This window comes from Allobosea sp. P5_A5 (genome assembly GCF_056400625.1).
This window is the reverse complement of record NZ_JBFUKY010000016.1, coordinates 1-24,390: the sequence shown is the minus strand read 5'-3', so window position 1 is coordinate 24,390 and position 24,390 is coordinate 1. Positions and strand designations below refer to the sequence as shown.

Here is a 24,390-nt window from a genome sequence, read left to right as displayed (position 1 = left end):
AGCCGCATCGAAGAAGCTGCCCGCACAGCCAAGACCCGAGGCGGCGAGACGAAGGATGCACAATATGACCAGATTGAACGGAAAGACCGCTGTCATCACGGGGGGCGCGACCGGCATCGGCCTTGCTGCCGCGAAGCGCTTCATCGCGGATGGTGCCTTCGTCTTCATCTTCGGCCGCCGGCAGGACGCGCTCGATGCCGCTGTCGCCGATCTCGGGTCCCATGCTCGCGCGGTGCAGGGCTCGGTTTCGGACGAAGCCGACCTCGACCGGCTCTACGCGGCGGTAAAGGCCGAACGCGGAACGCTCGACATCGTCTTCGCCAATGCCGGCGCGGGAAGCCCGCTTCCGCTCGGCCAGATCACCGCTGAGCACATCGACGAAGCCTTCGACACCAACGTGAAGGGAACCATCTTCACGGTCCAGAAGGCGCTGCCGCTGATGGGCAAGGGCGGTTCGATCATCCTGACCGGATCGAGCGCCGGCACCACGGGCGCGCCTGGATTTACCGCTTACAGCGCGAGCAAGGCGGCCGTGCGGAATCTGGCCCGGACCTGGGCGGAGGATCTGAAGGGCACCGGCATCCGCGTGAATGTTCTGTCACCGGGGGCGACGGCGACCGAATTGGCCAAGGCGGCGCTCGGCGAGGAGGGCCAGAAGGCCTACGGCGCGATGACCCCGCTCCAGCGGATGGCCGATCCAGCGGAGATCGGTGCTGTGGCCGCTTTTCTCGCCTCGTCGGACAGCAGTTTCATGACCGCCAGCGAAGTCGCTGTCGACGGCGGCCTGGCACAGCTCTGACCTGCGACATCACGCAAGATTGGAGAACATCATGAGCTACGCAATCATCGGCTTCGGCAAGATCGGCCACGCCCTCGCCAAGGCGTTTGCCCGCAAGGGGATCGAAGTCTCCGTTGCATCCACGCGCGACCCCAAGAGCTTTGCATCCGAAGCGGCTGCGATCGGGCCTAAGGTCGTTGCCAAGACGCTGGCGGAGGCCATCAAGGCGGACGTCATCTTCCTGGCTGTGCGTTTCGAGGCGCACGCGGATGTCGCGAAGGCGCTGCCCAACTGGCAGGGAAAGACCATTATCGATGTGACCAACGCCTACGGCGTGCCCGATCAAGAACTGGACGGCCAGCCATCCGCCAAAGTCGTCGCGCGGGCCTTCGTAGGTGGTCGACTGGTCAAGGGCTTCAACCATGTGGTCGCGGCCACCCTTGAGCGGGATCCGGCCGTGCATCGCGGCAGGAGGGTCGTCTTCCTGGCGAGCGACGACGACGCCGCCGCAGCGGAGATCGGCGCGCTGGCGGAAGAGCTTGGTTTCGCGCCGATCAAACTCGGCGGGCTTTCAGAGGGCGGACTGCTGGTCCAGGCGCACGGGAATAGCTGGGGTCACCTGATTTTCCAGGACTTGGTCAAATTCCAGGGGTGAACACGTCGCGCCCACCGGAAAACACTGGCGCGGGCCTTTGCGATGTCCGCGCCGGAAGATGTCGGAAACACACCCGAACACCGCGATGTGCGCGCTTCATAAGGCCAAACGCCTTGCGCCCGTCGCATATATATATGATCTCAAGGAGGTCCCGATGTACGACCAAGCCAAACTGTCTGAACTGATCCGGTTCTCCCGTATTGATGCGGGCTCCACCGTGATCGACGTGTACCCCGGCGACGGAGACTGGACGCTTCTGTTCTCCGACCTCGTGGGGCCGGAGGGGCGGGTCTACAGCTTTGTGCCGGCCGAGGTCGCCCACTTCAAGAACGACCCGCTCGGCCGCATGCAAACTCTTGCGAAAGAGCCCGGCCGGGAGAACGTCGAAGCCGTCTCGGCGGACCTTGTGGCGATGCCGGAGGTGACGCAGCCGGCGGATGTCCTGTGGCTGCATCTGTTTTACCACGATCTCCACACCGCGCTGATGCAGGCCAGGGGCGGGACGGCGGCCGACTTCAACCGAGCGGTGTACGAGCGGCTGAAGCCCGGCGGGTTCTATGTCGTCATCGACCACGCCGCAGGCGCGGGAACGGGGACGAGCGACACGCAGACGCTGCATCGCATCGACCCTGCCGTGGTCATCCAGGAGGTGGAGGCAGCCGGCTTCGTGCTGGACGCGCAGACCGCCCTGCTCGCGAACAAGGACGATCCGCACGCGAGCAAGGTGTTCGACCCCTCGATCAAGGGCGAAACCGATCGTTTCGCCTATCGGTTTGTCAAGGTCTGAGGGTCACGGGGCCGATTCCTCATCAATCAATTGGCTGCCAGTCTTCAGGGTGGATTTCGCCAGAACCACCCTCCCCGCTCCCGGACGAAAGTGCCAATAGCAGAACACGGTGCAGTGCCCCGAAGCAGACATTGCGAGTCGATAATGTATTCGGTCGGAAACGTTCGACGTCAACCGGGGGCCAGATCGTGCTATTTACAGCGATAGGCCCAGTCTACACTCCGGTCTGCTTTCGGCGCGTTCATCACTGCGCTTGGACCACATCGACAAAACTCAGTTTTTTAGCCGAAGGGTTGTGGAGTGCGTTGCATGGATTGGCTGTCCCTGCGCAATCAGAACGTATCCCATCGACCGGCGTCGAAGATCGGCTGAACATTCTCGTCGAAAAGTTCAGCACGTAGGTGCGTATCCCACCGTGCTTGCATTCCCGAAAACGAATGCGCCCATGCCGACGGCTTGCAGATATTCGTCCAAGACCGCGCTTTCGTCCGAGGATATGATCGCACCCACATAGCCGTCAGGTCGGACCAGCACCCGGTCGCCCGCGTTCACGCCATAGGCGCTCCGGAACTGCCCCGCGTCGTCTTTCAAATCTCCGTTCTTTCCGAAAACGTGAACACGCAGTCCTTGCCGCGCAGGCACAATGACCTCGTCATCGACGAGCAACGTCCAATGCGGTCCTTTGAACAGTTCAAACAGCCGCTGCGGCTGTCCCGCCGTGCCGCAGACCTGCGCGTCGGGTGCGCGGTCACCGGCCAGGAGGACGCCGTGCCGTTCCGGCGCTTCCACCGCGAGCGAGGATTCCGGATAACCGATATCGAGCTGGTGCACGTCGCGCCCACGCCGCATCTGCCCGCGTTTCATCGCGTCGAGCAGGCCAGTCGCGAGGCCGAGCATGGCCTGCGCGACGGGGCGTCGCTCCTCCTCATAGGTATCGAGCATCGCCTCCGGCGCACCCCGGAGGACCGCGCAGAGCTTCCACCCGAGGTTGTATGCGTCCTGCACGCTGGTGTTGAGACCCTGCCCGCCTGTCGGCGGATGGGTGTGTGCGGCATCGCCGGCCAGGAACACGCGGCCGACCCGGTAACGGTCGGCAAGCCGCGCATTCATATGAAAGGCGGACGCCCAGGATACCGCATGAATGAGAAGATCGTCGCGGCCGGTCCGAGTGCGCAACAGGGCGGTCAGCCCTTCGGGCGATAGATCGACCTCCCCTTCCAGCGGGATCGGTCCCTGAAGCTGAAAAAGGTCGGTCCCGGCGAGCGGACAAGCCGATATCTGCCGCTGCATGTCGCCTTCGCCGAAGCGATGCCAAACGTCACGCGACAATCCCGACAAGGTCACGTCGGCGACGATCGCGCGCACACCCAGCGTCTTGCCCGGAAAGCCGACCTCAAGCGCATGCCGCACGAAGGAACGTCCCCCGTCCGTGCCTACCAGCCACCGGACGCGGATCATCTCCTCGCCCGCCATTGTAGCGATCCGGGCCGTGACGCCCTCGCTGTCCTGCGTGAAGCTGACCAGCTCGGAGCCAAACTCGGGCCGGTGACCGAACTCAGCCAGCCGCTCCCGCATAACGTGCTCCGTCAGGAACTGCGGCACCATCAGCGGCAGGTGGTAGGGCTCTGCCGGTGTTGCCGGCTCCGCCTCGACCACATCAGCATCGGTGAAGCTGCCGTCGTCCGTATATTCGCGCTGCTTGGGATAGAATCCACCGACGGCGACAACGCGATCTAGAATGCCAAGATCCTCGAACACCTCCTGTGTCCGGGGCTGGATGCCCTTGCCGCGCGAGCCTCGGAAGGGATCGTCCAGCTTTTCGATGAGCCGGAACGACACGCCCCGCCGGGCAAGGTCGATCGCCAGCGTCAGACCGGCGGCGCCAGCACCGCAGATGAGCACGTCGGCTGTGAAAACCTTTGTCATGTCACGCTCCATATGTGTATTAAGCACATAGATAGAGCCGCGGAACGGAGTCAATAAGAAAGTGCAAAATACACTTACATCGGCGCTGCTGCGTGATCTCCATAGCGCGCTGATCGATATCGTCAGCGTGATGAACCGGCCGCAACGCGACGAAACCATGGTCCGTGAAGCGGGGATTGCGCTTGATCGCGCGCTCTTTCCGTTACTGGTCATCGTGGAACGGCTCGGGCCGATCGGCATCGTCGACCTCGCCGATCGGGTCGGCCGCGATTACACGACGGTAAGCCGGCAGGTCACAAAGTTGGAAGGTCTCGGACTTGTCGAGCGGCAGTCCAGCGCGACGGACGGGCGTGCGCGCAAAGCGGTAGCGACCGCGAACGGCAAGGCCCTGACCGGCAAGATCGACGTGGCGCGAGAGAAAATGGCGCGGCAGATCTTTGCAGATTGGCCGGAACAGGATGTCGCCGATCTGACCAGGCTCATGCGGCGGTTTGCTAGGGCGATTGACGCAGCCGTTGGAAACGACGCCTGAGCCGGTACAGCGGCTCGAGGGCGCTCGCGCGTGCCCGAACAAGCCTGTCGGTCGTGATATCAACGAAGCTCGCGTCACGAACGCACTGGTCGATTGGCTTACGCCATCGTCGAGCCGGGGAAATCCGCGTCATCGGGGAAACGACAGCTCCGACAGGAACCTGCGCAACCACGCCATCGGGCCCCTCATGAAGGAACCAAAATCGAACGTCTATTCCCGCACCTCGTCATCTGGTGCGGGAACCGATCTGAAATCCGAAGGAAATCAAACGGTTGAGAAAATGGTGGTGGGGGAAGCAGGACTCGAACCTGCGAAGGCATAGCCAGCGGATTTACAGTCCGCCCCCTTTGCCGCTCGGGACATTCCCCCGCCTGCGCCCATTACCGGCTTGTGAAGCCGCGGGCCGCCGATATGTCACTCGCGTGACGACCGGCAGGCGCGGCCGGACTTATGGTGACCGGGCCGCGACGTGTCAACGGCAAAAAGCCCGGTCCGGCGAAATCCCTGTGGCCCGCACACGCCGAAACTTCATCCGCATCGGAACGATGGCACGACCGGGTCCGGTCGGCGGCCTTTAGCGAGCCTTGACAAGATGTAGACAGCCGCCGCCGGCATCGCTTTCTCACCGAAATACCGGAGGGAAGCCGTCGCGCTCTGGCCAAGCGGGCCGTGTCGTGGCACGGCAAGCGTTCAAGTTCGGAGACGACGATGCCCCCTTTTCGCCCCAAGCCAGGCCAAGCTCGTCTGGGAGCTGGCTCCCACCGGGCCGGCGGCCCGCCGCCGCACCGTCCGGGCGAAATCGATGAAGCGGTCCTCTATGGCGTGCACCCCGTCATCGAGGCGTTGCGCAACCCTGCGCGGCGTCATCGCCGTCTGCTCGCCACCGAAAACGCGCTGCGACGGCTGCAGGAGGAAATCGGTGAGCTGCCGATCGAGGCGGAGATGGTCCGCCCCTCCGAGATCGACCGGCTGCTGACGCCCGACTCGGTCCATCAGGGGCTTTATCTGGTCTGCGATCCCCTGCCCTCGCCCGAGCTCGACGATCTGCCGGACGATGCGATCGTGCTGGCGCTCGACCAGATCACCGATCCGCATAATGTCGGCGCTATCCTGCGCTCGGCCGCGGCCTTCAGCGCTGCGGCGGTGATCGTCACCATCCGGCATTCGCCCGCAGCCACAGGCGTTCTCGCGAAATCCGCCTCCGGCGCGCTCGAGCATGTGCCGCTGGTCGCGGTTCGCAATCTCGGCGACGCGCTCGATACCCTGGGAAAGCGCGGATTTCTGCGTATCGGCTTCGATTCGGATGGCGAGGTCGCGCTCGACGATGTCCAGCTGCGCCGGCCGCTCGTCATGGTGATGGGCGCCGAAGGCAAGGGGTTGCGGCAGCGCACGCGCGAGCTTTGCGACCAGGTCGCCCGGCTCGAGGTTCCCGGCACGATCACCAGCCTGAACGTCTCCAACGCGACGGCGATCGCGCTGTACGCGGCCAGCCGCCGCCGCTGAGCCCTGCCGGGCCTGCACGGCAACGGGACGAAAAGTCCGGCTTGTCGGGCGAAACCCCGCGTTCCGGCTGGCCGGCAGCCATCTTAGACGAACGATGCAAGACCAAGTGCCTGATTGCTCCTCGGTGATCCCGCGCGCAAACCTGCGGCCGAGGCTTGGGCGACCTGAATCGCTCGGGCAGCGCGTCACCGTGTCGACAGAACACGCCGCGCGGGGTTTCGGAATGTCACGAGGGGAGCATAAACGCCATGAGCATGGCATCTCACACTGCGGGAGCGCACGCAGCGCCGCGCCCGATGACCCGGGAAGAGCGCAAGGTCATCATCGCATCGTCGGCCGGCACGGTCTTCGAATGGTATGACTTCTACTTGGCGGGTTCGCTCGCCGCCAACATCGCCCAGACCTTCGTGCCCGGCGATAACGACACGGCGAAGTTCATCTTCGTGCTGTTCGGCTTCGCTGCCGGTTTTGCCGTCCGCCCCTTCGGCGCGCTGTTCTTTGGTCGGCTCGGCGACATGATCGGCCGCAAGTACACCTTCCTCGTCACCATGGTGGTGATGGGCATTTCGACCTTCCTAGTCGGCCTGCTGCCGAGCTTCCAGACCATCGGCTATGCGGCACCAGCTATCTTCATTGCGTGTCGCTTGCTGCAGGGCCTCGCGCTTGGTGGCGAATATGGCGGTGCTGCGACCTATGTCGCCGAGCATGCCCCGATGGGCCGGCGTGGCTTCTACACGTCCTGGATTCAGACGACCGCGACGGTTGGCCTGTTTCTGTCGCTGATCGTCATCCTGGTCCTGCGGCTCAGCATGACGCCGGAGGCCTTCGCCGCCTGGGGCTGGCGCGTGCCGTTCCTGCTTTCGATCATCCTGCTCGGCTTCTCGATCTGGATTCGTCTCCAGCTCTCCGAATCGCCGGCCTTCCTGCGCATGAAGGAAGAAGGCACGCAATCCAAGGCTCCGCTGAAGGAAGCTTTCGGCAACTGGGCGAATGCCAAGATCGGCCTCATCGCGCTGTTCGGCGGCACCGCCGGCCAGGCCGTCGTCTGGTACACCGGGCAGTTCTACGCCCTGTTCTTCCTGACGCAGACGCTGAAGATGGACGGCACGACCGCCAACATCGTCATCGCGGTCGCGCTGCTGCTGGGCACGCCGTTCTTCGTTCTCTTCGGCTGGCTTTCGGACAAGATCGGCCGCAAGCCGATCCTGCTGGCAGGCTGCCTGATCGCGGCGCTGACCTATTTCCCGCTGTTCACGATGCTCGCGACCACGGTGAACCCGAAGCTGATTTCGGCGACCGAGACCGTGAAGCTCGTCCTTACGGCCGATCCGGCGGAATGCGGCACGCTCTTCGACCCGGTCGGCGTGCGGACCTTCACCAAGCCCTGCGACGTCGTGCGTCGTGCCCTGGCCACCAACTCGATCCATTATGATCTGGTGTCCGGCCCGGCGGGCTCTCCGCTCAAGGCCACGATCAATGGCGCGGATGCTCCTGCCGGTACGGCGGAAGTCGTGGCCGCGGCGCAAGCTGCCGGCTACCCCAAGGCGGGCGACGCCACCATCCTGAAGACGCCATCCTTCGGGCAGACCCTGAGCGATAGTCGTGCGCTGAAGGCGATCGGTATCCTGTTCATCCTCGTGCTCTTCGTCACGATGGTCTACGGCCCGATCGCAGCCCTGCTGGTCGAGCTCTTCCCGACCCGCATCCGCTACTCCGGCATGTCGCTGCCCTATCACATCGGCAATGGCTGGTTCGGCGGCTTCCTGCCCCCGACGGCCTTCGCCATCGTGGCAGCCAGCGGCAACATCTTCTCCGGCCTCTGGTATCCGATCATCGTGGCGCTCGGCACCTTCGTGATCGGCTTGCTCTTCCTGCCGGAAACCAAGAACCGCGACATCCTGGAGTGATCGTCCAAGCGATCGCAGCGATGGAAACCCCGCCCGTAAGGGCGGGGTTTTTCGTTGCGGCTCATCGCGGAAGCTTGCCCTCGGCCTGCCGCGCTGGTAACCGCACGCTCGCATGTCGCGCTTCGATGCGGCTCGACTTGCCCGGCTCGCGCCGGATACCGTGGCCGGCGTAGCACAGCGGTAGTGCAGCGGTTTTGTAAACCGAAGGTCGGGAGTTCAATCCTCTCCGCCGGCACCATTTCCCAAGACCTGCGCGATCGGCTGGTTACCCGGCCGACGACGCACCCGGCCCCCCCGCGATGAGGCGATTTGAGGGACTGAGCCGGGGTTCTGCCTCCACCTCTCGACGCCGAGACTGAACGAAGTCCGATACCCGATCGGGATCGCTCGGATCTGTGCAGTGCTGAACGGAATTGACCGGCCGGGAACGATCGCCTCGATCCGATCGTTTGCAGCATCACGACGGAGGTGTCTTATGAAACGCGTGGTTCTCGTGTTGATGTTCTTGGCGTCCGCCGATCTCGCGGTCGCGCAGGCGCGAATGTCGACGACCAACAGGGCCTGCACCGCGAGCCAGCAGGACGTCGCCCGTGGCGGGGCCGTCGTGCTCGGCACCGGTGGATACACCTATGACCGCTTCGTACGTGACCGCTCCTTCTGCGAAGTCGCCGAGTTCACCGAGCCGGCCTGGGTTCCCAGTGCGGATTCGCAAGCCTGCTTCGTCGGATACCGCTGCAAGGAAGCCGATTCCCTTCACGATTAGCCTGACAGCGCCGGCAGGCGGCCGATATTTTCGAATGGGGGCGATCGGAACGAAGTGCCCAGAGGCGTAGCCGTATTCTGGTGGCGGCAGGCGCTTGCCCTTCCCTGAGGTTTTGCCGACTGGCGACGGACAGTTGATCCGCGCTACGTTCCGAGCGGCGATCGATCCGACGGCATTGTCCCACGAGCGAATGACGACACAAACCGACCTGCTGAGTTTGGCCGAACGTTGCGAGGCCTCCGAGAAGCCAGACCGCGAGCTTGACGCGGAGATTTACGAGGCGCTCGGCTTCACCGTCAGGCGCAAGCCGGCGCGGCTCGTCTCGAAGCGCACCCCGGCCGGCGGCATCTATCAGCAAGGCAATTTCTGGAAGACGCTCGGTACCGTCAGCGCCGATATCGATGTCGCGGTCTCGCTGCTCCGGGAGAAGGCGCCGGGCTGGAACTGGAGCCTGCAATGTCTTGTCAGCGAGGAGGCGCTGCTGTTCCAGGCCCTCGTGGCGGAATGCTCCGGCCAGGGCGTCGTGGGATCGCTCGCGCTGTGCGCCGCGATGCTCCGCGCCTTCGCCGGCAGCACGCACCCCGCTGCCGCGACCTCACGCAAACTTGACCCTTCAAGCAGCGGCGGAGGTTGAACGCAGGCTGTGTCCCGCTAGGCTCCGCCGCGAAAGCAAAGGAGAATCTCGTGATCGACAAGGCCGTTCAACGCATGAATTTGACGCGACGGACCGTTATGGCCGGTGCAGGCGCGCTTGCCGCCAGCACGACATTGGATCTCGGGATTTCGTCCTCGGCCCAGGCGCAGCGGGCCCAGCCCCCAGGAGCAACCGTGAACCAGGCACCAGGATTCTACCGCTACAAGGTCGGCGACATCACGTTGACCGCGCTGAACGACGGGTTCGGCAAGCGCCCGCTCGAGGGCTTCGTCAAGAACGCCGAACTGGCCGATGTGAAGAAGGCCATGGCGGACGCCTTCCTCCCCGATGATGCGCTCAACATCACCTTTACGACCCTGGCCATTCAGCATGGCGGCAAACTGACGCTCATCGACACCGGCAACGGCGATTCCGGCGCGCCGACCTCCGGCACCTGGATGGCCAACTTCAAGGCTGCTGGCTTCGACCCCAAGGACGTCTCGACGGTCGTCTTCAGCCATTTTCACGGCGACCACATCAACGGCTTCCGGCTGAAGGACGGAAACAGCCCGTTTACGAATGCCGAGGTGATGGTGCCGGCGGCGGAATGGGCGTTCTGGATGGACGATGCCAAGATGAATGCCGCGCCCGACGCCATGAAAGGCGCCTTCGCTGGCGTACGCCGCGTGTTCGGCCCCATCGCCAAGGACGTGAAGCAGTTCGAGCCGGGTAAGGAACTGCTGCCGGGCATCACGCCGATCGCCGCGCCGGGGCATACGCCGGGTCACATGGTCTTTGCGCTGTCATCCGGAAACGACCGCATGATGATCATGTCCGACACCACCAACCACCCGGCGCTCTTCGTGCGCAATCCGGATTGGTCGGCGGTGTTCGACATGGATGCGGCCCAGGCCGTGACGACGCGCCGCAAGCTGCTCGATATGGTCTCGGCCGACCGCATGCAGGTCGCCTTCTATCACGCGCCCTTCCCGGCCACCGGCCACATCGCCAAAGACGGCAAGGGATTTGAGATGGTGCCGGTCCAGTGGACGCCTGCGATCTAAGGCTCGCGCCCGAGCCATTGTGAAAGGCCGGGTTCGCCCGGCCTTTTTCTTTGTCCGGTATCGCCGCCCTCGGCCCCGACATGTTAAGCGGAACTGCAGGCAGGATGCCGAGGCCTTTGCAGGAACGACGATGACCGAGCGATTCGGCGCGATTGCCTTCGTCGCCAGCGACACGCCCGAAGCGCTGGCCGCGCTTGAAAAACTGGTCGAGCGCTATGGCGATGTCGCGCCGGCGGACGCGGATGTCATCGTGGCTCTTGGGGGCGACGGGCTGATGTTGCAGACGCTGCATCGCTTTCTCGGCACCGGCACGCCGATCTACGGCATGAACCGCGGCTCGGTCGGGTTCCTGATGAACGAGTTCAAGGAGCGCGGTCTGCGAAGGCGGCTCAACGCGGCCGAGCGCAGCGTCGTCCACCCTTTGTCGATGCACGCCGTCGATCGGCAGGGCGGGCACATCGAAGCCAAGGCGATCAACGAGGTTTCGCTGCTGCGCCGCTCCTATCAGGCAGCCAAACTCCGCATCGCCGTCGACGGCCAGGTGCGTCTGACCGAACTCATCGCCGATGGCGTGCTTCTGGCGACCCCAGCAGGCTCTACGGCGTATAATCTCTCGGCGAACGGCCCTATCCTGCCGCTGGACGCGCCACTGCTGGCGCTGACGCCGATCTCGGCCTTCCGGCCACGGCGCTGGCGCGGAGCCTTGCTCCCGGACCACGCCAAGGTGACGATCGAGGTTCTGGAAGCCGATAAGCGGCCCGTCAGCGCGGTTGCCGACCACACGCAGATCGACGATGTCGCCACGGTTTCGATCGAGATCGATCGCACGGTCGAACTCGTCATGCTTCACGACCCCGGCCACAGCCTGGACGAGCGCATCCTGCGCGAGCAGTTCGGCTATTGACTCAGGCGGCGGCGCGCAGATCGCCGCCGGCAAGCTCCAGGAGGAAGCTGGGATCGGCCTCGACCAGCAAAGCGAGCGCTGCATCGTCCGCCAGCGAATCCGCCATGTGTTTGGCTTCTTCGCGTGCGGCCTCCGAATCCATGCGACGCAGCAGGGCCATCAGCGCCTCGGCCTCCGGGCCCTCGGCTGCATCGCAGGCCAGCATGACCGCACCGAGCAGCCCGCGATCAAGACCCACGCGCTTCCCGGTGCAGTCGAAGCCCCGCGCATTGAGAGCCAGGATCGCCGCGGTGAAAGCGGGCTCCAGCCCCGCCGGCAAGCCGGATCTGCGGCACAGCGCGCGCAAACCGCCCCCCCTGCGATCTCGCAGGATGGCCGCAACCCGTGGCCGCGGCAGATCTGAAAGGGTCACGAAAGCCGCCTCCGCCAGCGCAGGCTCGCCGCTCAGCAGCGAGCGCAGCATCAATCCCGGCGTCAGCCGACCGGTTTCGCGCAGAACCTCGACGATGGAGGGCGCATCGCTGGCGTGCCCGCCGGCCGCAAGGGCGACCGCCACGCGCTCGGTCGACTCGCGCGCCAGCCTCGCGCTGCGCTCCGGCGTCAGCCAGCCGCAACCGGAGACGAACTGTGCCAGCGTATCGGACACGCGGGCCGCGATGGCCTGCCTCAACCCGCACGGCAGGTCCGTGCGTTCGAGCAAAGCTTCGCGCAACGCGCCATCGTCTCCGCAGCGCTCCATCATGCGCTCGAAAGAGAAATCCGGAATATCGGCGGTGCGATTGCCCGCCAGCGTCACCAATGCCTCCTCGCAGCCGACCTCGGCCAGCGCGGCGGCGACGCTTGCCGGGAGACAGCGGCGCATCGCGATCGCCCGTTGTGCCAGAACATCGCCCACGGCAGCCGCATCGACCAGATCGGCCTCGCTCAGCACCGGCGAATGCGCCAGCATCAGCGCCGCGACATCGCCCTGCTCCGCGATCAGGCCGAGAGCCAGATTGCGCGGCGTGCGGGCCGATGTTGCCACCTCCTCCGCGATCGCGCGACGCACGCTGGGCGAAGGATCGTCGATGAGCGCGATGAGCGCGGTCTCGGCCTCGCGCCGGTCCTCGTCCGACATGCCGGAGCGCAGATAGGCTCCGGCGAGCGCGGCGGCGCCCGCAGCGCGCGCTTCCGCAGGCGCGGTCCGGGCCCAGAGCAGGAAGCGGCGAACGATCATGCCCCGCTCCGCTGGATCATGAAGGAAGACAGGTCGAGCGGCGCGCGGCGTGCGCGGCCGCCGGGTTGGGCGGCTGCGGCGGATGGGCTGGCCGCGCCCATCGGCAGCGCGAGCTCGGCGGGGCGGGACGGCGGAAGTGGCGCGTTGGCGACGGCAGCCGGCGGCGCCGTTCCGGACGATGAAGCATCGCCCGCCGCATCGCTTTTGATGCGCGGGAAGTAGCGGTCCGCAGCGTCGAGCGAGGCAAGCCGCGTTCCGCCGGCAGCGGGCGTCGTCCAGAGATTCGCCACAGCCTTCGAGACCGGCTCTCTCGAGCCGCCGGTCGAGAACAGGCCGATGAGCCCCTTCGCCCGGCCGGGCCGCAACGCGGCGGCGATCTCGGTCACCGGCATATCGGCGTCGCTGTTAGTCGTGGCGCCGGCCTGGGAGGCCGTGGCGGCGGTCGCCGCGACCTGCGTATTGGCGTGGCTGGCGGAAAGGATGCCGTAGACCTGCTGCACGGTTCGCGCGCTGCCGGCCTTGTCGTAGAAAATGCCGCGATTGGCGGCGGCGGCGTCGGGAAAATCCCGGGCCGCGATACGGGTCGGGTCGCTATCGGCCGCCTTGATCAGGTCGGAAGCGCCCCGTGATCCCAGCACATGCGCCATGTAAAGCTCACCCGCCTGCGGCTGGCGCCCAAGCGAACTGGCGAGCTGGTCGCGGTTTTTCTGGGTCAGCGCGCCCGCCATCACGGCGGCAACCTGCGGATCGTTGCGCAGCTGGAGAATTTTGTCGCGCATGGCAGGGTCCGAAACCGTCAGCCGCCCGCCGGTATCGCTGATCGCATCGGCATAGCCCTGCATGCCCTGCTTCGGCCCCTCCTGCTTCACCATAGAGAGCCAGGTCTGCTCGATGAATTGGAAGAGGCCGGTGGCGCTCGATGTCTTGGCCTTCGCTTCCGGGGCGAGCGCCGATTCCCGTTGCGCGGTCTTCAGCAGATAGTCGAAGCCAGCGCCGGTCTTCTGCGCGCCGTCGCGGATGGCGCTCACCACCGGGTTGACCGGCTGCGTCGTCTCGCGGCTTTGCGGCGTGGTGAACAGGAACATCGGGCTCTCGGACGCGACTCGCCGCGACGCTGCGGAAGTGCACCTCGAACCTCGACGATTATGGTAAGCGAAGCGTTAAGGATGCCACGCTCGGCGCTTCCGCAATCGCGCCGCTTTCCTCCGGGACGTCACCGCTCTAGGAATCGATCGTCGGCTCATTCCGACAGCTCTGGAGGAATCCGATGGCCGAGGCGATGCGCCACAAGCGCGGCGGGATCTATTACGACGATTTCCAGGTCGGCTCCGTGATCGAGCACGGGCTGACGCGAACCGTCACGCAGATGGACAACATGCTGTTCTCCAACATGACGCTGAACCCGCAGCCGCTTCATATCGACGCCCATTTCTGCGCGACCGAAACCGAATGGGGCAGGCCTCTGATGAACTCGCTTTTCACGCTCGGCCTGATGATCGGGATTTCCGTCAACGACACGACGGTCGGCACCACGATCGGCAATCTCGGCATGACCGATGTGGCCTTCCCCGCGCCGCTGTTCGAAGGCGACACGATCAATTGCACCACGGAAATCGCGGCCAAGCGCGAGTCGCGCTCGCGCCCCGATGCGGGGATCGTCGACTTCCTGCACAAGGCCTACAAGCAGGACGGCACGCTGGTCGCGCAATGCCGCCGCCAGGCCTTCATGCGCAAGCGGCCCGCCTCCGCCACGATCGCGGTCTGAGCCCATGCGCTCCCTCCTGTTCGTGCCGGGCGACAGCCCGAGGAAGCTACAGAAAGCGCTGGAGAGCGGGGCCGACGCCCTGATCCTAGACCTCGAGGATTCGGTCGCGCTCGAGGCCAAGCCGCAGGCGCGCGAGATCACGCGCGACTTTCTGAGCGCGACGCAAACCCTGACGAAACGCCCTCTCCTGATCGTCCGCATCAATGCCCTGTCCAGCGGCCTCAGCGATGCCGATCTGGACGCGGTGATGCCGGGCGCGCCGGATGCCATCATGCTGCCGAAGGCGGAGGGCGGCGTCGATGTCGGCCACCTCGCGGCCAAGATCGCGGTGCGCGAAGCCGAGGCCGACCTTCCTGACGGCGGGACACGCATCCTGCCGATCGCGACAGAGACCGGCAAAGGCATCTTCGGTCTTGGAACCTATGCCCGCTCGTCGCACCGGCTGATGGCGCTGACATGGGGCGCGGAAGACCTCTCCGCTGAACTTGGCGCCGAGACGAACCGGCTTGAGGATGGCACCTATACCGATCCGTATCGGCTTGCCCGTGCGCTGACGCTTTTCGCCGCCAGCGCCGCGCAGGTCGACGCGATCGACACCGTCTTCACCAATTTCCGGGACGAAGCCGGCTTCCGTGCAGAGTGCCAGGCGTCGCGGCGGGACGGTTACACCGGCAAGCTGGCGATCCACCCGGCGCAGATCGGCTCGATCAACGAAATCTTCGCCCCATCCCCCGAAGCGCTCGCCAAGGCGCAGCAGATCATCGCGCTGTTCGCCGCGAACCCCGGCGTCGGCGTCATCGGCCTCGACGGCGAAATGCTGGACCGTCCGCATTTGAAAAAGGCGGAGCGGCTTGTCGCCCGGGCCGAAACCCTCAAATGACGCACCGGGGGGCGAGGCCGTTGAAAACCGGCGGCGCCTACCCGCCAGGTGGCCGCTGCAGCGAGAACACACTCGTGACTTCCGCGTAATCGGCATAGCCGCAGCGTGCGATCGGGTTTGCTCCCGCCGTGTCGAAGCGCCCATCCTTGACGAAAGCGTCGTCGATGAAGGTCCCCACGACCTGACCCAGGACGAACCAGCGCGGCACATCGTTGCCGTCTAGATCGCGCAACTGCTGCACCGAAAGCAGCTTGCATTCCAGCGCGGCCGGCGTCCCCGCGACACGCGGCGGCTTGACGAAGCGCGACGGCGTCATCTTGAGCACCGCATGTGGATATTCGCTTTGTCCACGCGGCAGAGGTGCCGAGGTCGCATTCATCGCCTGCATCAGCGCACCGGACACCAGCGAGCAGGTGAACTCGCCGGTCTCCTCGATGAATGTCACCGCGTCCTTTTTGTTTTCCGAGGAGAACATGACGATGTTGGGCCGCGACGAGATCGCATTGAAGAAGCTGTAGGGCGAGAGATTGACCTCACCCTTGGCGCTGAGCGCCGTGATCCAGCCGATCGGCCGTGGCGCGACGATCGCCTTGAACGGGTCGTGAGCGAAGCCGAGATCGTCCTTCGTCGCGGAATAGCAGGTCATCTTCAGTCTCCGTAATAGCTGACGATGTCAGCCATGACCGGCCGCTCGCGATCTGTGATCGGTGCCGTCGGCGTGCCAATATGGATGAAGCCGGCGATACGCTCGTCTGCTCCGACGCCGAATTCGCCCAGCACGGTTCGGTCGAACGAGAACCAGTTGGTCAGCCACGAGCCGGCGTAGCCCATGGCGTGGGCAGCGGTCAGCATCGTCATGCAGACCGCGCCGGCTGACAATTCCTGCTCCCAGAGCGGGATTTTGGCATGCTCGCGAGCGCGCGAGACCACCGCGACGATCACCGGCGCATGGGTGAGCCGCTTGCGCTCGAACTCCACCTGATCGTCGCTTGCCTGCGGATTGCGCTCGCGGAACACACGCGCCACCACATCGGCAGCCCCGTCGCGCGCCTCGCCTTTGAAAACGATGAACCGCCAGGGCGCCAGCTTGCCATGGTCGGGCACCCGCGCGGCGATCGCCAGCAACTCGTCGAGTTGAACGCCCTCCGGGCCGGGCGCGGTCAGAAATTGCGGCGGCACCGAGCGGCGCTGCTTGAGCAGGGAGATCGTATCGGTCATGGAGAGGTCCAGGCGGTGAGGATCGGTTCAGAACTAGGCACTCGCCTTGATAAGAACAAGCAAGCCTGCTCAGACCTGACCGCAAGGGCGCCGAGGACGAGACGCATGTTTGAACTGGATCGGTTTCAAGCTGGCCGGCGTGCCGCTGGCGCGATCGCCCTGATGACCATCCTGTTGTCGCCGAGCCTGGGCGCGGCGCAGGCGCCCGCAACGATCGCGACGCCGCCAGCGCAAGCTCAGGCCCCGGCTCTGGAATCGGCTCCGCCTCGCAGTCCGGCGACAACGCAGGCGCCGCCTCCGGCCCCGGAAAACCTGACGCGGCTGACCATGTCGGCCCAGTTCGCCAGCGATCGCAAGGCGATCCGCTCCGGTCTCGTCTGGCGTGTGCTGAGCGAAACGTCCGATGGCTCGCCGCCGAAGATCGTCGCGCGCTCGAACGACCCGGAGGCCAACGTCTCGCTGCCACCCGGCAGCTATATCGTGCATGCGGCCTATGGCTTCGCCAGCGGCACGAAGCGCATCAGCCTCGGCGCGCAGGCCTTGCGCGATCAGGTCCAGATCAGCGCAGGCGCCCTGACCTTGGGCGGTTCGATCGGCGATGCGCCGATTCCCGCCAACCAGTTGTCGTTCCAGGTCTTCGTGCCGCTGCAGGGCAACTCCGAGGGCCGGCTGGTGACGCGCGATGCCAAGGCGGGCGAACTCGTCCGCTTGCCGGAAGGCACCTACCATGTGGTGTCGACCTACGGCGATTCGAACGCGATCCAGCGCGCCGACGTCCGTATCGAGACGGGCAAGGTGACCGACGCAATCCTGCACCATCGCGCGGCCAAGGTGACGTTGAAGCTCGTCGCATCGGCCGGTGGCGAGGCCTTCGCAGGCACCGCCTTCAGCGTCCTGACGCCGGGCGGCGACGTGATCCGCGAGGCCATCGGCGCCTTCCCGCAGGTTATCCTGGCCGAGGGCGACTATGTCCTGATCGCTCGCCAGGAGGGGCAGGTCTACTCGCGTGACTTCAAGGTCGAATCGGGCGCCGATCGCGATATCGAGGTGACGGCCAAGTAGCGCGGCAGCGGCCTATTCGGTGACCTCTGGCACCTATTCGGTGACCTCGGGCGCCTTACCGACGGTATCGATCCGGACATCGGCCAGCGCCGCCGCGATACCGTCCGCCACGCGCAGCGCGAGGCAACGATAGCCGCCATCGACCAGATGCAGGCCGTCCATGCCGACGAGTTCCTCGGCACTGAACTGGTTCGAGCGCGACCAGCCCTTCATCATGGCGTAGCGCGGAAACAGCGCGACGTTCTGATCCTGCGCGATCCTGGCGAGCACGCCGCGATAATCGTCGTAATGCGGATAGCGCCCCTCGCGTGGCAGCCAGGGAAGATCCATCAGCACCATGTCGATGCCGGCATCCCTCGCCTTGACGATGCCCTTGCGGAGGATCTTAGCGAGCTTCTCCTCGCCGATGTCGCGGATGGCATCGTTGATGACCGTCTGCCAGATCAGGATCGAGGGCTTTTCCTCGATCACGTCGCTGTCCATCCGCAAAAGCATGTCATAGGCCGACTGCCCGCCGACGCCCTTGTTCACCACGCGCACATCCGCGCCGGGCAAACGACGTCGCAGCTCGCTTTGCAGGACGGCCGGATAGCTCTTGTCCTCGGTGCTGGCGCCGGAGCCGGCCGTTGTCGAGGATCCCAGCGCGACGATAACGAGCTTGCCGGTTTCCTGCAGCGCCCGTCGTGCGGCCGGGAGACCCGGCAGGAAAGGCTGCTGGGCAACGCCGGCACGGCAGCGCGCATCGGCGCCCGCGAAGGGCGCTGCCGGGGCTGCGACCGCCGTGCTGCTCAGCCCGGCGAAAGCGAGGAGGACGACGCAGCCGAGCCACGCTCGGAGACTGTCCGCGCGCCGGCCGTGCGACTGATGATCGTGCGGTACCACGACAGGAAAACCCCTAGCCCGGCGGAGATCGTAACGCCGCCGGCGCAAACCGCCAACTGAGTGCCGAGATCGAACGAAGTTTCGGTGAGCAGCACTTGGCCGACGACAGCAAGAACGATGCCGATACAGAAGACATGAAGCGAGTTCTGCCCCGTCTTGGCGAGAACGCGACCGATGGCGGAGCGAGCCAACGCGCCACCGGAGGGAAGCCAGCGAACGGCCAGCCAGGCCAGTGCACCGATATGGGCAAGCCGGCCCCAGGCCAGATTGGTCTTGTCGGTCCCGAGCTGGACCGAGTCGAACCAGTCGGTCAGCGCCGCGATGCCCGTTGGGTTGCCGGGCTCGACTTTCGCGTACCAGCCAAAGGCGAGGAACCCGACCGCGAGAGCGTCCAGCCACCGAAGGCGCGGCGCGGCGATGCCCAGCTGGTTGCAACGCCCCAGGACGACGCCCATCACGAAGATGACCTGCCAGGCAAAGGGATTGAAGAACCACACGCCGCCGGAATTCGGCAGGTTGAGATCGAAGGCGAGCGCGCCCTGCCAGATCGCCAACGAGGCGGCAAGCGCCAGCAGCGGGCTGAACCGCACAGCGTAATAAACAGCAGGGAACACCGCCAGCAGGACGATGTAGAGCGGCAGGATGTCGAGATAGGACGGCTGATAGGTCAGCGTCAGCGCTCCCAGCAAGGCCTCGATGGTGTCGCGGAAGAAGGGCTGGACGTTGATGATCTCGATATAGAGCGGATTTTGCGTATGCGTCACCGCCGCGGCAATCACTCCGCAGACGATGATGAAGACGGCGATATGCGCGATGTAGAGCGTCCAAAGCCGCGCCCCGAGCTTCAGCGCGGCGATCGCCAGCCCGCGTTGCTCGATCAGACTGCCATAGGCCAGTGTCGCCGAGACGCCCGCCAGCAGGACGAAGATGTCGGCTGCGTCGGAGAAACCGAAATTATGCGGCATGTAAGCCGCGACGATATTGCCCGGCATGTGGTCGATGAAAATGATCAGCAGGCAAAGCCCACGGATCACGTCGATCCGCGCATCACGAGCCGGCTTGCCGGCCACGGCTCCGCCGACGGCCGAGCCGCCTAGCAGGAAGCGCTGGAATGACGGGGCGGCCGACACGGATGCGATGTCCTCGAAGAATGGTTCGCGAACTGGAACGGCCGGTCGGATAAGGTGTTCCGCCACGGACCGCCCAAGCTGAACGAAACCTGCCTGCTTCGTTCATCTGCCATTCATATGCCGCTTCATGCTTAACGTCACCTTTCCGGTGCGTCACAAGCGCGTGTTGAGATGCCCGGCGATTGCGACATTCCCGGGAAGGCCACATGACACGCCAGCCAGTGCAGCCGCGAGAATGTGATGCGATCGGCTCGGACGAACTGGACCTAGCCCCCGGTCAGTAAGGCGGCTCCGCGTAAAGCGGCTTGCCGTCGATCAGCAACCGCTTGATCGCGGCTTCCCCTGATGCCGAGACGGCCGCGACCACTTCGATACGGGCCTTGTCCGTGCGTTCGATGGCGAGGCCTTCGCCCTGCGGGACGAAGTAGCTTTCGATGCCATAGGCAATGCGGATCCGCCGGCGGCCGGATGCGCAATCGAAGTCGCCGTCCGCGGTCCACGCGCAGGCGCTGGCGGAAAGCACCCGCCCGGCGATCACGATCGCCCCGGCAGAGACCTCCGGCTTCGTCGGCGAGATGCCATCGGCCCGCGCGAAACCGTCGGCGCCGGGCTTTAATGTGACATAGACCTGCTGGCCCGGCCCGAAGCTATGGTTGCCGCCGGCATCGACAGTACCGATCTCGTAGGCGAAGACGACGTAGTCGCCCCGGAACAGGTCTCGCGGATCGACCGGCACAGTCCGCAGCCGCACCTCCGTACCATCTTTCAGGATGCTGGCCCGCTGTTGGACCAGCGCAAGCAGAGCAAGGCATAGCAACGCGACAGTCCCGGCCGTTCGCCAGGCGAACGGGATGCGCGCACCGAGGCCATCGAGCGAAAGCGGCCGCATCACACGCCCTCCGCCGATGGCCGCGGATTGAGCCGCGCGAACAGCCGCCGCGCGCCCGATGCGATCGCGATCAGCGCCGCGCCCGCGACCAGAAAAAACAGCGATTGGTCGAGCAACGTGCCGATCGTCCGCCACAGCAGAACGAGGATCGCGACGCCGAACAGAAGCGAGCCCGCCATGAGGAAGCGTCTCACGCCGCCGGCAGCACCAGCGACCACGAACGCCATCGCTGAAGCCAGGATCAGACTGGCGACGAGGATTTTTCCGACGATGCCGGTGACGAGCCCGCTCCAGAAAACGCCTGGCACCAGCAAAGCCAACATCAGGCCGACCGCCGATGGCCAGGCGAAGCGTCGCTCCCGCGCGAACACCGAAAGTGCCAAGATCAGCACCACAGCTCCGGCATAGGCCTCGAACACCAATAGGAAGGCATGGCCGGCCCGCGACTCATCGGTATCGAGAATGCGGAACAGTTCGACGTTCAGGGCGACGACGAAGCCGAGCAATCCCCAGGGCAGGCAGGCGGTCAGCATTGCCGGCCCACCACGATCCAGCGCGAGCGCTCCGATGGCGATGAAAGCAGCCGAGACGGCCAGGCCATAAGCCAGCAGACCGTAGTCGAACGATGCGAGATACCAATGTCCCGGCAACAAGCCGAGCCAGAATGCGGCCGCCAGCACGGCGAGATGATGCACTAGGCGGTTGTGCCGCGACAGCGCGAGCCACAACGCCGGCGTATACAGCAACAGGAAACCGATATGCCCGCCCGCTTCGGCTTCGCTCCAGCGTCCGCCGCTCCAGCCGCAGATCGCCACGAAGGCGATGGCCAGCGCGCCGTTGGAGCGCATCAGCAGCGCCGCAATGAGGGCACCGAGCGCCACCAGCAACGCGCCGCCCGGCCAGTCTTGGGGCAGGTGATACATCTGCCCCACCAAAGCGAGCCCCGCGCCATAGATCAGCACGCCGCAGGTCGACGCCGCGTCGGCTCCGCCGGCCGAACCCGATCTCTGGAGCCGGTAGGCCACGAAGAACGCAACTCCGATACCGACGAGGATCAGCCCGAGTTTCGTCAGGCGCGGGATCGCATCCCAGTTCGCCGCGACGAAGGCTGCGACGCTGGCCGCGATCAGCAATCCGCCGAACAGGCCAAGCAGCGCCGGCAGGCGAAACCCGCCATGTTCGCGCGCCACGTCACGGCGGATCGCCCCGGCGGAGTCAGCGCTGAGAAAGCCCTCGCCGACCCAGCGAATGAGATCGGTTTCGAGCCGTTTGCGGTAGGAGCCAGTCAACATCGCGGGCAATCTGCCATGGCCGAGTAGGGTTCAGCGACAAGAGGGTTTCAGCCAGAGGTAGGGCACCGGAGCGCCCTCTCCCGGCGAGGAGAAGGCCGCCCTTCAGCCGGCGGCCTTCGCCTTCGCCGCCGCCTTCCGAACGAGATCGGGAGCCCGCGCCTCGCTGGTCAGCGCCGCCAACGCTTCTGAAAGCGGCATCACCGTCTGTGCCTGGCTGCCGAGACGACGGATCGTCACTGTCTTTTCCTCGGCCTCGCGTTTGCCGACGGCGAGGATGACAGGGACCTTGGCCAACGAGTGCTCGCGCACTTTGTACGAGATCTTCTCGTTGCGCAGATCGGCCCTCGCCCGCAGGCCTTCAGAGAGAAACGCCACCGTCACCTCCTCGGCATAAGCGTCGGCATCCGAGACGATCGGACAGACCACCACCTGCTCGGGCGAAAGCCAGAGCGGAAAATGCCCGGCATGATGCTCGATCAGGATGCCGGTGAAGCGCTCCAGCGAACCGCAGATGGCGCGGTGGACCATGACCGGCTGCTTCTTCTCGCCATCGGCGCCGATATAAAACGCGCCGAACCGCTCCGGCAGGTTGAAATCAACCTGCGTCGTGCCGCACTGCCAGTCGCGGCCGATGGCGTCACGCAGGACATATTCGAACTTAGGCCCGTAGAAGGCGCCCTCGCCCGGATTGATCTCGGTCTTGATCCGGTTGCCGGACTGTTCCGCGATCCGCTCCAGAACCGAGCCCATGACGGCCTCGGCGTGATCCCAGACGGCATCCGAGCCGACGCGCTTTTCCGGCCGCGTCGAGAGCTTGATGACGAGGTCGTCGGTGAAGCCGAAATCCTCGTAGACCGACAGGATCAGGTCGTTGATCTTCAGGCACTCGGCAGCAAGCTGGTCCTCGGTGCAGAAGATGTGGGCGTCGTCCTGCGTGAAGCCGCGCACGCGCATCAGCCCATGCAGCGCGCCGGACGGCTCGTAACGGTGGACATTGCCGAATTCGGCAAGCCGGATCGGCAGATCGCGGTAGCTCTTCAGACCATGCTTGAAGATCTGGACATGGCCGGGGCAGTTCATCGGCTTCAGCGCGAAGACCTTGTGGTCCCGCTCCTTGTCCTGCGGGTTCTCGAAGGCCGAGGCCGACTTCACCGCGAACATGTTGTCCTGGTACCAGCCCCAGTGGCCCGAGGTTTCCCAGAGCGACTTGTCGAGGATCTGCGGCGCATTGACCTCCTCATAATCGGCCGCCAGACGGCGCCGCATATAGGAGAGGATCTCCTGGAAGAGCCGCCAGCCCTTGGAGTGCCAGAACACGACGCCCGGCCCCTCCTCCTGGAAATGGAACAGGTCCATCTCGCGGCCGAGCTTGCGGTGGTCGCGTTTTTCCGCCTCCTCGATCTGCCTGAGATAGGCGTCGAGCTCTTCCTGCTTGGCGAAGGCAGTGCCGTAGATGCGGGTCAGCATCGCGTTGTTGCTGTCGCCACGCCAATAGGCGCCTGCGACCTTCATCAGCTTGAAGGCGTTGCCGACTTTGCCAACCGAGGTCATGTGCGGCCCGCGGCACAAGTCGATCCAGTCGCCTTGCGCATACATCTTCAGCGACTGGTCTGCCGGGATCGCATCGACCAGCTCGACCTTGTAGTTCTCGCCCTTCCCGGCAAAGAAATCCTTGGCCTTGTCGCGGCTCCAGACCTGCTTGGTAAAGGGTTTGTCGCGCGCGATGATCTCGCGCATCTTCTTCTCGATCACCGGCAGATCTTCGGGCGTGAACGGCTCGTTGCGGGCGAAATCGTAGAAGAACCCGTTCTCGATCACGGGCCCGATCGTCACCTGCGTGCCCGGAAACAACTCCTGCACGGCCTCGGCGAGAACATGCGCCGTATCATGGCGGATCAGCTCGAGCGCACGCGGGTCTTCGCGGTTGAGGAATTCGATCTTCGAATCCCGCTCGATCGGGTCGCCGAGATCGACGACCGCGCCGTCGAGTGCCATCGCGACCGTGCGCTTCAGCAGGGAGGGAGAAATGCCCTTGGCGATATCCGCCCCGGTGATGCCGGAGGGAAATTCGCGCTGGGCGCCGTCGGGAAAGGTCAGGGAAATCGTCATCGATCGCGCTCCTGCTCACTCGGGGACACGAACCCCGTAAGTCAGACCGGATACAGGTGAGTGCACGTCAGGCCGCGTATCCGGTGAAGCGGGCTGAAGGAAGCCGTGCCCTATACGAGCGACGGCAGGGAGGCAATCGTTCTCGCAACCATGGCCGTCATTGCGAGCAAAGCGAAGCAATCCAGGTGTCGTAGAGATCTGCCGCTCCTGGATTGCTTCGTCGCTACGCTCCTCGCAATGACGCCTAGGGCTCGGACCCATAAAGAGGTTGGCACCGCTGGCTCTGTATGATTCACGGCTTCCCGGAGGAGGCCCGGATGAATCGGGATCGTTTCTGGCTCACGGATGCGCAATTCGCGCGGATCGCACCGCATTTGCCGACGGACACGCGTGGCAAACCGCGTGTTGATGACCGCCGGGTGATCAGCGGGATCGTCCATGTCCTCAAGTCAGGCGGGCGCTGGATCGATGCGCCGCCCGATTACGGGCCGCGC

Annotated in this window: 24 protein-coding genes and 2 tRNA genes; 15 read left to right on the top strand and 11 right to left on the bottom strand. The window is 65.1% G+C overall.

Annotation, left to right across the window (positions count from 1 at the left end; translation table 11 throughout):
* The first annotated feature begins 64 nt into the window (after positions 1-64).
* The 3 genes from AC1DR6_RS21655 (at position 65) to AC1DR6_RS21645 (ending at position 2,220) form a co-directional block, all read left to right on the top strand.
* Positions 65-799, top strand: a complete 735-nt coding sequence (locus AC1DR6_RS21655; protein WP_476831341.1) for an SDR family NAD(P)-dependent oxidoreductase — start codon at positions 65-67, stop codon at positions 797-799.
* 31 nt (positions 800-830) lie between these two features.
* Entirely contained in the window at positions 831-1,433 is a 603-nt protein-coding gene (locus AC1DR6_RS21650; RefSeq protein WP_476831340.1) for an NADPH-dependent F420 reductase, read from the top strand.
* Positions 1,434-1,587: 154 nt separating this feature from the next.
* A complete protein-coding gene (locus tag AC1DR6_RS21645) occupies positions 1,588-2,220 on the top strand; it encodes a class I SAM-dependent methyltransferase (protein ID WP_476831339.1) in 633 nt (210 codons plus the stop codon).
* 390 nt (positions 2,221-2,610) lie between these two features.
* Here the strand turns inward: AC1DR6_RS21645 and AC1DR6_RS21640 are convergent, their stop codons facing one another.
* Positions 2,611-4,146 carry an FAD-dependent oxidoreductase gene (locus AC1DR6_RS21640; protein WP_476831374.1) on the bottom strand — a complete coding sequence of 512 codons (1,536 nt, stop codon included), beginning with the start codon at positions 4,144-4,146 and terminating at the stop codon, positions 2,611-2,613.
* Positions 4,147-4,273: 127 nt separating this feature from the next.
* Between AC1DR6_RS21640 and AC1DR6_RS21635 the strand changes: the two genes are divergently transcribed.
* A complete protein-coding gene (locus tag AC1DR6_RS21635) occupies positions 4,274-4,678 on the top strand; it encodes a MarR family winged helix-turn-helix transcriptional regulator (RefSeq protein WP_476831338.1) in 405 nt (134 codons plus the stop codon).
* Between the two features lie 284 nt (positions 4,679-4,962).
* Here the strand turns inward: AC1DR6_RS21635 and AC1DR6_RS21630 are convergent.
* Positions 4,963-5,047: transfer RNA gene (locus AC1DR6_RS21630), tRNA-Tyr, on the bottom strand.
* Positions 5,048-5,386: 339 nt separating this feature from the next.
* Here AC1DR6_RS21630 and rlmB point away from each other — a divergent pair.
* The 7 genes from rlmB (at position 5,387) to AC1DR6_RS21595 (ending at position 11,453) form a co-directional block, all read left to right on the top strand.
* Complete coding sequence (rlmB, locus tag AC1DR6_RS21625) at positions 5,387-6,181, top strand: 23S rRNA (guanosine(2251)-2'-O)-methyltransferase RlmB (protein WP_476831337.1); 795 nt, start codon at positions 5,387-5,389, stop codon at positions 6,179-6,181.
* 248 nt (positions 6,182-6,429) lie between these two features.
* Entirely contained in the window at positions 6,430-8,088 is a 1,659-nt protein-coding gene (locus AC1DR6_RS21620; RefSeq protein ID WP_476831336.1) for an MFS transporter, read from the top strand.
* A 163-nt stretch (positions 8,089-8,251) separates the two neighbouring features.
* Positions 8,252-8,326, top strand: a tRNA-Thr gene (locus AC1DR6_RS21615).
* 237 nt (positions 8,327-8,563) lie between these two features.
* Positions 8,564-8,851 (top strand): hypothetical protein, encoded by a 288-nt coding sequence (locus AC1DR6_RS21610; protein WP_476831335.1) that lies wholly within the window; start codon positions 8,564-8,566, stop codon positions 8,849-8,851.
* 190 nt (positions 8,852-9,041) lie between these two features.
* Complete coding sequence (locus AC1DR6_RS21605; protein ID WP_476831334.1) at positions 9,042-9,485, top strand: hypothetical protein; 444 nt, start codon at positions 9,042-9,044, stop codon at positions 9,483-9,485.
* Positions 9,486-9,679: 194 nt separating this feature from the next.
* Positions 9,680-10,549 carry an MBL fold metallo-hydrolase gene (locus AC1DR6_RS21600; protein ID WP_476831333.1) on the top strand — a complete coding sequence of 290 codons (870 nt, stop codon included), beginning with the start codon at positions 9,680-9,682 and terminating at the stop codon, positions 10,547-10,549.
* 130 nt (positions 10,550-10,679) lie between these two features.
* Entirely contained in the window at positions 10,680-11,453 is a 774-nt protein-coding gene (locus tag AC1DR6_RS21595; protein WP_476831332.1) for an NAD kinase, read from the top strand.
* Between the two features lies 1 nt (position 11,454).
* On the opposite strand, the gene AC1DR6_RS21590 is transcribed toward AC1DR6_RS21595, so the two are convergent.
* A complete protein-coding gene (locus AC1DR6_RS21590; RefSeq protein WP_476831331.1) occupies positions 11,455-12,669 on the bottom strand; it encodes a DUF2336 domain-containing protein in 1,215 nt (404 codons plus the stop codon).
* Positions 12,666-13,754, bottom strand: a complete 1,089-nt coding sequence (locus AC1DR6_RS21585; protein WP_476831330.1) for a lytic transglycosylase domain-containing protein — start codon at positions 13,752-13,754, stop codon at positions 12,666-12,668. Before AC1DR6_RS21585 ends, AC1DR6_RS21590 begins: the two co-directional genes overlap by 4 nt.
* A gap of 182 nt (positions 13,755-13,936) precedes the next feature.
* Here AC1DR6_RS21585 and AC1DR6_RS21580 point away from each other — a divergent pair, with 182 nt between their 5' ends.
* Both AC1DR6_RS21580 and AC1DR6_RS21575 read left to right on the top strand, forming a co-directional pair.
* Positions 13,937-14,434: a MaoC family dehydratase gene (locus AC1DR6_RS21580; protein WP_476831329.1), complete on the top strand. Its 498-nt coding sequence runs from the start codon at positions 13,937-13,939 to the stop codon at positions 14,432-14,434.
* A gap of 4 nt (positions 14,435-14,438) precedes the next feature.
* Positions 14,439-15,314 carry an HpcH/HpaI aldolase/citrate lyase family protein gene (locus AC1DR6_RS21575; RefSeq protein WP_476831328.1) on the top strand — a complete coding sequence of 292 codons (876 nt, stop codon included), beginning with the start codon at positions 14,439-14,441 and terminating at the stop codon, positions 15,312-15,314.
* A gap of 37 nt (positions 15,315-15,351) precedes the next feature.
* On the opposite strand, the gene AC1DR6_RS21570 is transcribed toward AC1DR6_RS21575, so the two are convergent.
* Positions 15,352-15,960 carry a flavin reductase family protein gene (locus tag AC1DR6_RS21570; protein WP_476831327.1) on the bottom strand — a complete coding sequence of 203 codons (609 nt, stop codon included), beginning with the start codon at positions 15,958-15,960 and terminating at the stop codon, positions 15,352-15,354.
* Between the two features lie 2 nt (positions 15,961-15,962).
* The gene (locus AC1DR6_RS21565; RefSeq protein WP_476831326.1) at positions 15,963-16,532 is read right to left on the bottom strand and encodes a nitroreductase family protein; all 570 of its coding nucleotides are present in this window, start codon (positions 16,530-16,532) and stop codon (positions 15,963-15,965) included.
* A gap of 162 nt (positions 16,533-16,694) precedes the next feature.
* Between AC1DR6_RS21565 and AC1DR6_RS21560 the strand changes: the two genes are divergently transcribed.
* The gene (locus AC1DR6_RS21560; RefSeq protein ID WP_476831373.1) at positions 16,695-17,594 is read left to right on the top strand and encodes a hypothetical protein; all 900 of its coding nucleotides are present in this window, start codon (positions 16,695-16,697) and stop codon (positions 17,592-17,594) included.
* Between the two features lie 33 nt (positions 17,595-17,627).
* On the opposite strand, the gene AC1DR6_RS21555 is transcribed toward AC1DR6_RS21560, so the two are convergent.
* From AC1DR6_RS21555 to thrS, 5 genes are all read right to left on the bottom strand, one after another.
* Complete coding sequence (locus tag AC1DR6_RS21555; RefSeq protein ID WP_476831325.1) at positions 17,628-18,476, bottom strand: SGNH/GDSL hydrolase family protein; 849 nt, start codon at positions 18,474-18,476, stop codon at positions 17,628-17,630.
* Positions 18,383-19,606, bottom strand: a complete 1,224-nt coding sequence (locus AC1DR6_RS21550) for an OpgC family protein (RefSeq protein ID WP_476831324.1) — start codon at positions 19,604-19,606, stop codon at positions 18,383-18,385. Before AC1DR6_RS21550 ends, AC1DR6_RS21555 begins: the two co-directional genes overlap by 94 nt.
* A gap of 277 nt (positions 19,607-19,883) precedes the next feature.
* A complete protein-coding gene (locus AC1DR6_RS21545; protein ID WP_476831323.1) occupies positions 19,884-20,495 on the bottom strand; it encodes a GDYXXLXY domain-containing protein in 612 nt (203 codons plus the stop codon).
* Complete coding sequence (locus AC1DR6_RS21540) at positions 20,495-21,787, bottom strand: DUF2157 domain-containing protein (RefSeq protein ID WP_476831322.1); 1,293 nt, start codon at positions 21,785-21,787, stop codon at positions 20,495-20,497. Before AC1DR6_RS21540 ends, AC1DR6_RS21545 begins: the two co-directional genes overlap by 1 nt.
* A 102-nt stretch (positions 21,788-21,889) precedes the next feature.
* The gene (thrS, locus tag AC1DR6_RS21535; RefSeq protein ID WP_476831321.1) at positions 21,890-23,896 is read right to left on the bottom strand and encodes a threonine--tRNA ligase; all 2,007 of its coding nucleotides are present in this window, start codon (positions 23,894-23,896) and stop codon (positions 21,890-21,892) included.
* A gap of 317 nt (positions 23,897-24,213) precedes the next feature.
* Between thrS and AC1DR6_RS21530 the strand changes: the two genes are divergently transcribed.
* Positions 24,214-24,390 (top strand): transposase (locus AC1DR6_RS21530; RefSeq protein ID WP_476831038.1); only part of this gene is annotated, 177 nt, incomplete at its 3' end.

Bases quoted from the DNA above. Each gene is read 5' to 3' on its own strand.
- AC1DR6_RS21580 (WP_476831329.1), top strand. From the start codon at position 13,937: ATGGCCGAGGCGATGCGCCACAAGCGCGGCGGGATCTATTACGACGAT.
- rlmB (WP_476831337.1), top strand. From the start codon at position 5,387: ATGCCCCCTTTTCGCCCCAAGCCAGGCCAAGCTCGTCTGGGAGCTGGC.
- AC1DR6_RS21570 (WP_476831327.1), bottom strand. From the start codon at position 15,960: ATGACCTGCTATTCCGCGACGAAGGACGATCTCGGCTTCGCTCACGAC.
- AC1DR6_RS21575 (WP_476831328.1), top strand. From the start codon at position 14,439: ATGCGCTCCCTCCTGTTCGTGCCGGGCGACAGCCCGAGGAAGCTACAG.
- AC1DR6_RS21560 (WP_476831373.1), top strand. From the start codon at position 16,695: ATGACCATCCTGTTGTCGCCGAGCCTGGGCGCGGCGCAGGCGCCCGCA.
- AC1DR6_RS21655 (WP_476831341.1), top strand. From the start codon at position 65: ATGACCAGATTGAACGGAAAGACCGCTGTCATCACGGGGGGCGCGACC.
- AC1DR6_RS21565 (WP_476831326.1), bottom strand. From the start codon at position 16,532: ATGACCGATACGATCTCCCTGCTCAAGCAGCGCCGCTCGGTGCCGCCG.
- AC1DR6_RS21595 (WP_476831332.1), top strand. From the start codon at position 10,680: ATGACCGAGCGATTCGGCGCGATTGCCTTCGTCGCCAGCGACACGCCC.
- AC1DR6_RS21650 (WP_476831340.1), top strand. From the start codon at position 831: ATGAGCTACGCAATCATCGGCTTCGGCAAGATCGGCCACGCCCTCGCC.
- AC1DR6_RS21605 (WP_476831334.1), top strand. From the start codon at position 9,042: ATGACGACACAAACCGACCTGCTGAGTTTGGCCGAACGTTGCGAGGCC.
- AC1DR6_RS21640 (WP_476831374.1), bottom strand. From the start codon at position 4,146: ATGACAAAGGTTTTCACAGCCGACGTGCTCATCTGCGGTGCTGGCGCC.
- AC1DR6_RS21610 (WP_476831335.1), top strand. From the start codon at position 8,564: ATGAAACGCGTGGTTCTCGTGTTGATGTTCTTGGCGTCCGCCGATCTC.
- thrS (WP_476831321.1), bottom strand. From the start codon at position 23,896: ATGACGATTTCCCTGACCTTTCCCGACGGCGCCCAGCGCGAATTTCCC.
- AC1DR6_RS21540 (WP_476831322.1), bottom strand. From the start codon at position 21,787: ATGTTGACTGGCTCCTACCGCAAACGGCTCGAAACCGATCTCATTCGC.
- AC1DR6_RS21590 (WP_476831331.1), bottom strand. From the start codon at position 12,669: ATGATCGTTCGCCGCTTCCTGCTCTGGGCCCGGACCGCGCCTGCGGAA.
- AC1DR6_RS21620 (WP_476831336.1), top strand. From the start codon at position 6,430: ATGAGCATGGCATCTCACACTGCGGGAGCGCACGCAGCGCCGCGCCCG.
- AC1DR6_RS21645 (WP_476831339.1), top strand. From the start codon at position 1,588: ATGTACGACCAAGCCAAACTGTCTGAACTGATCCGGTTCTCCCGTATT.
- AC1DR6_RS21585 (WP_476831330.1), bottom strand. From the start codon at position 13,754: ATGTTCCTGTTCACCACGCCGCAAAGCCGCGAGACGACGCAGCCGGTC.
- AC1DR6_RS21545 (WP_476831323.1), bottom strand. From the start codon at position 20,495: ATGCGGCCGCTTTCGCTCGATGGCCTCGGTGCGCGCATCCCGTTCGCC.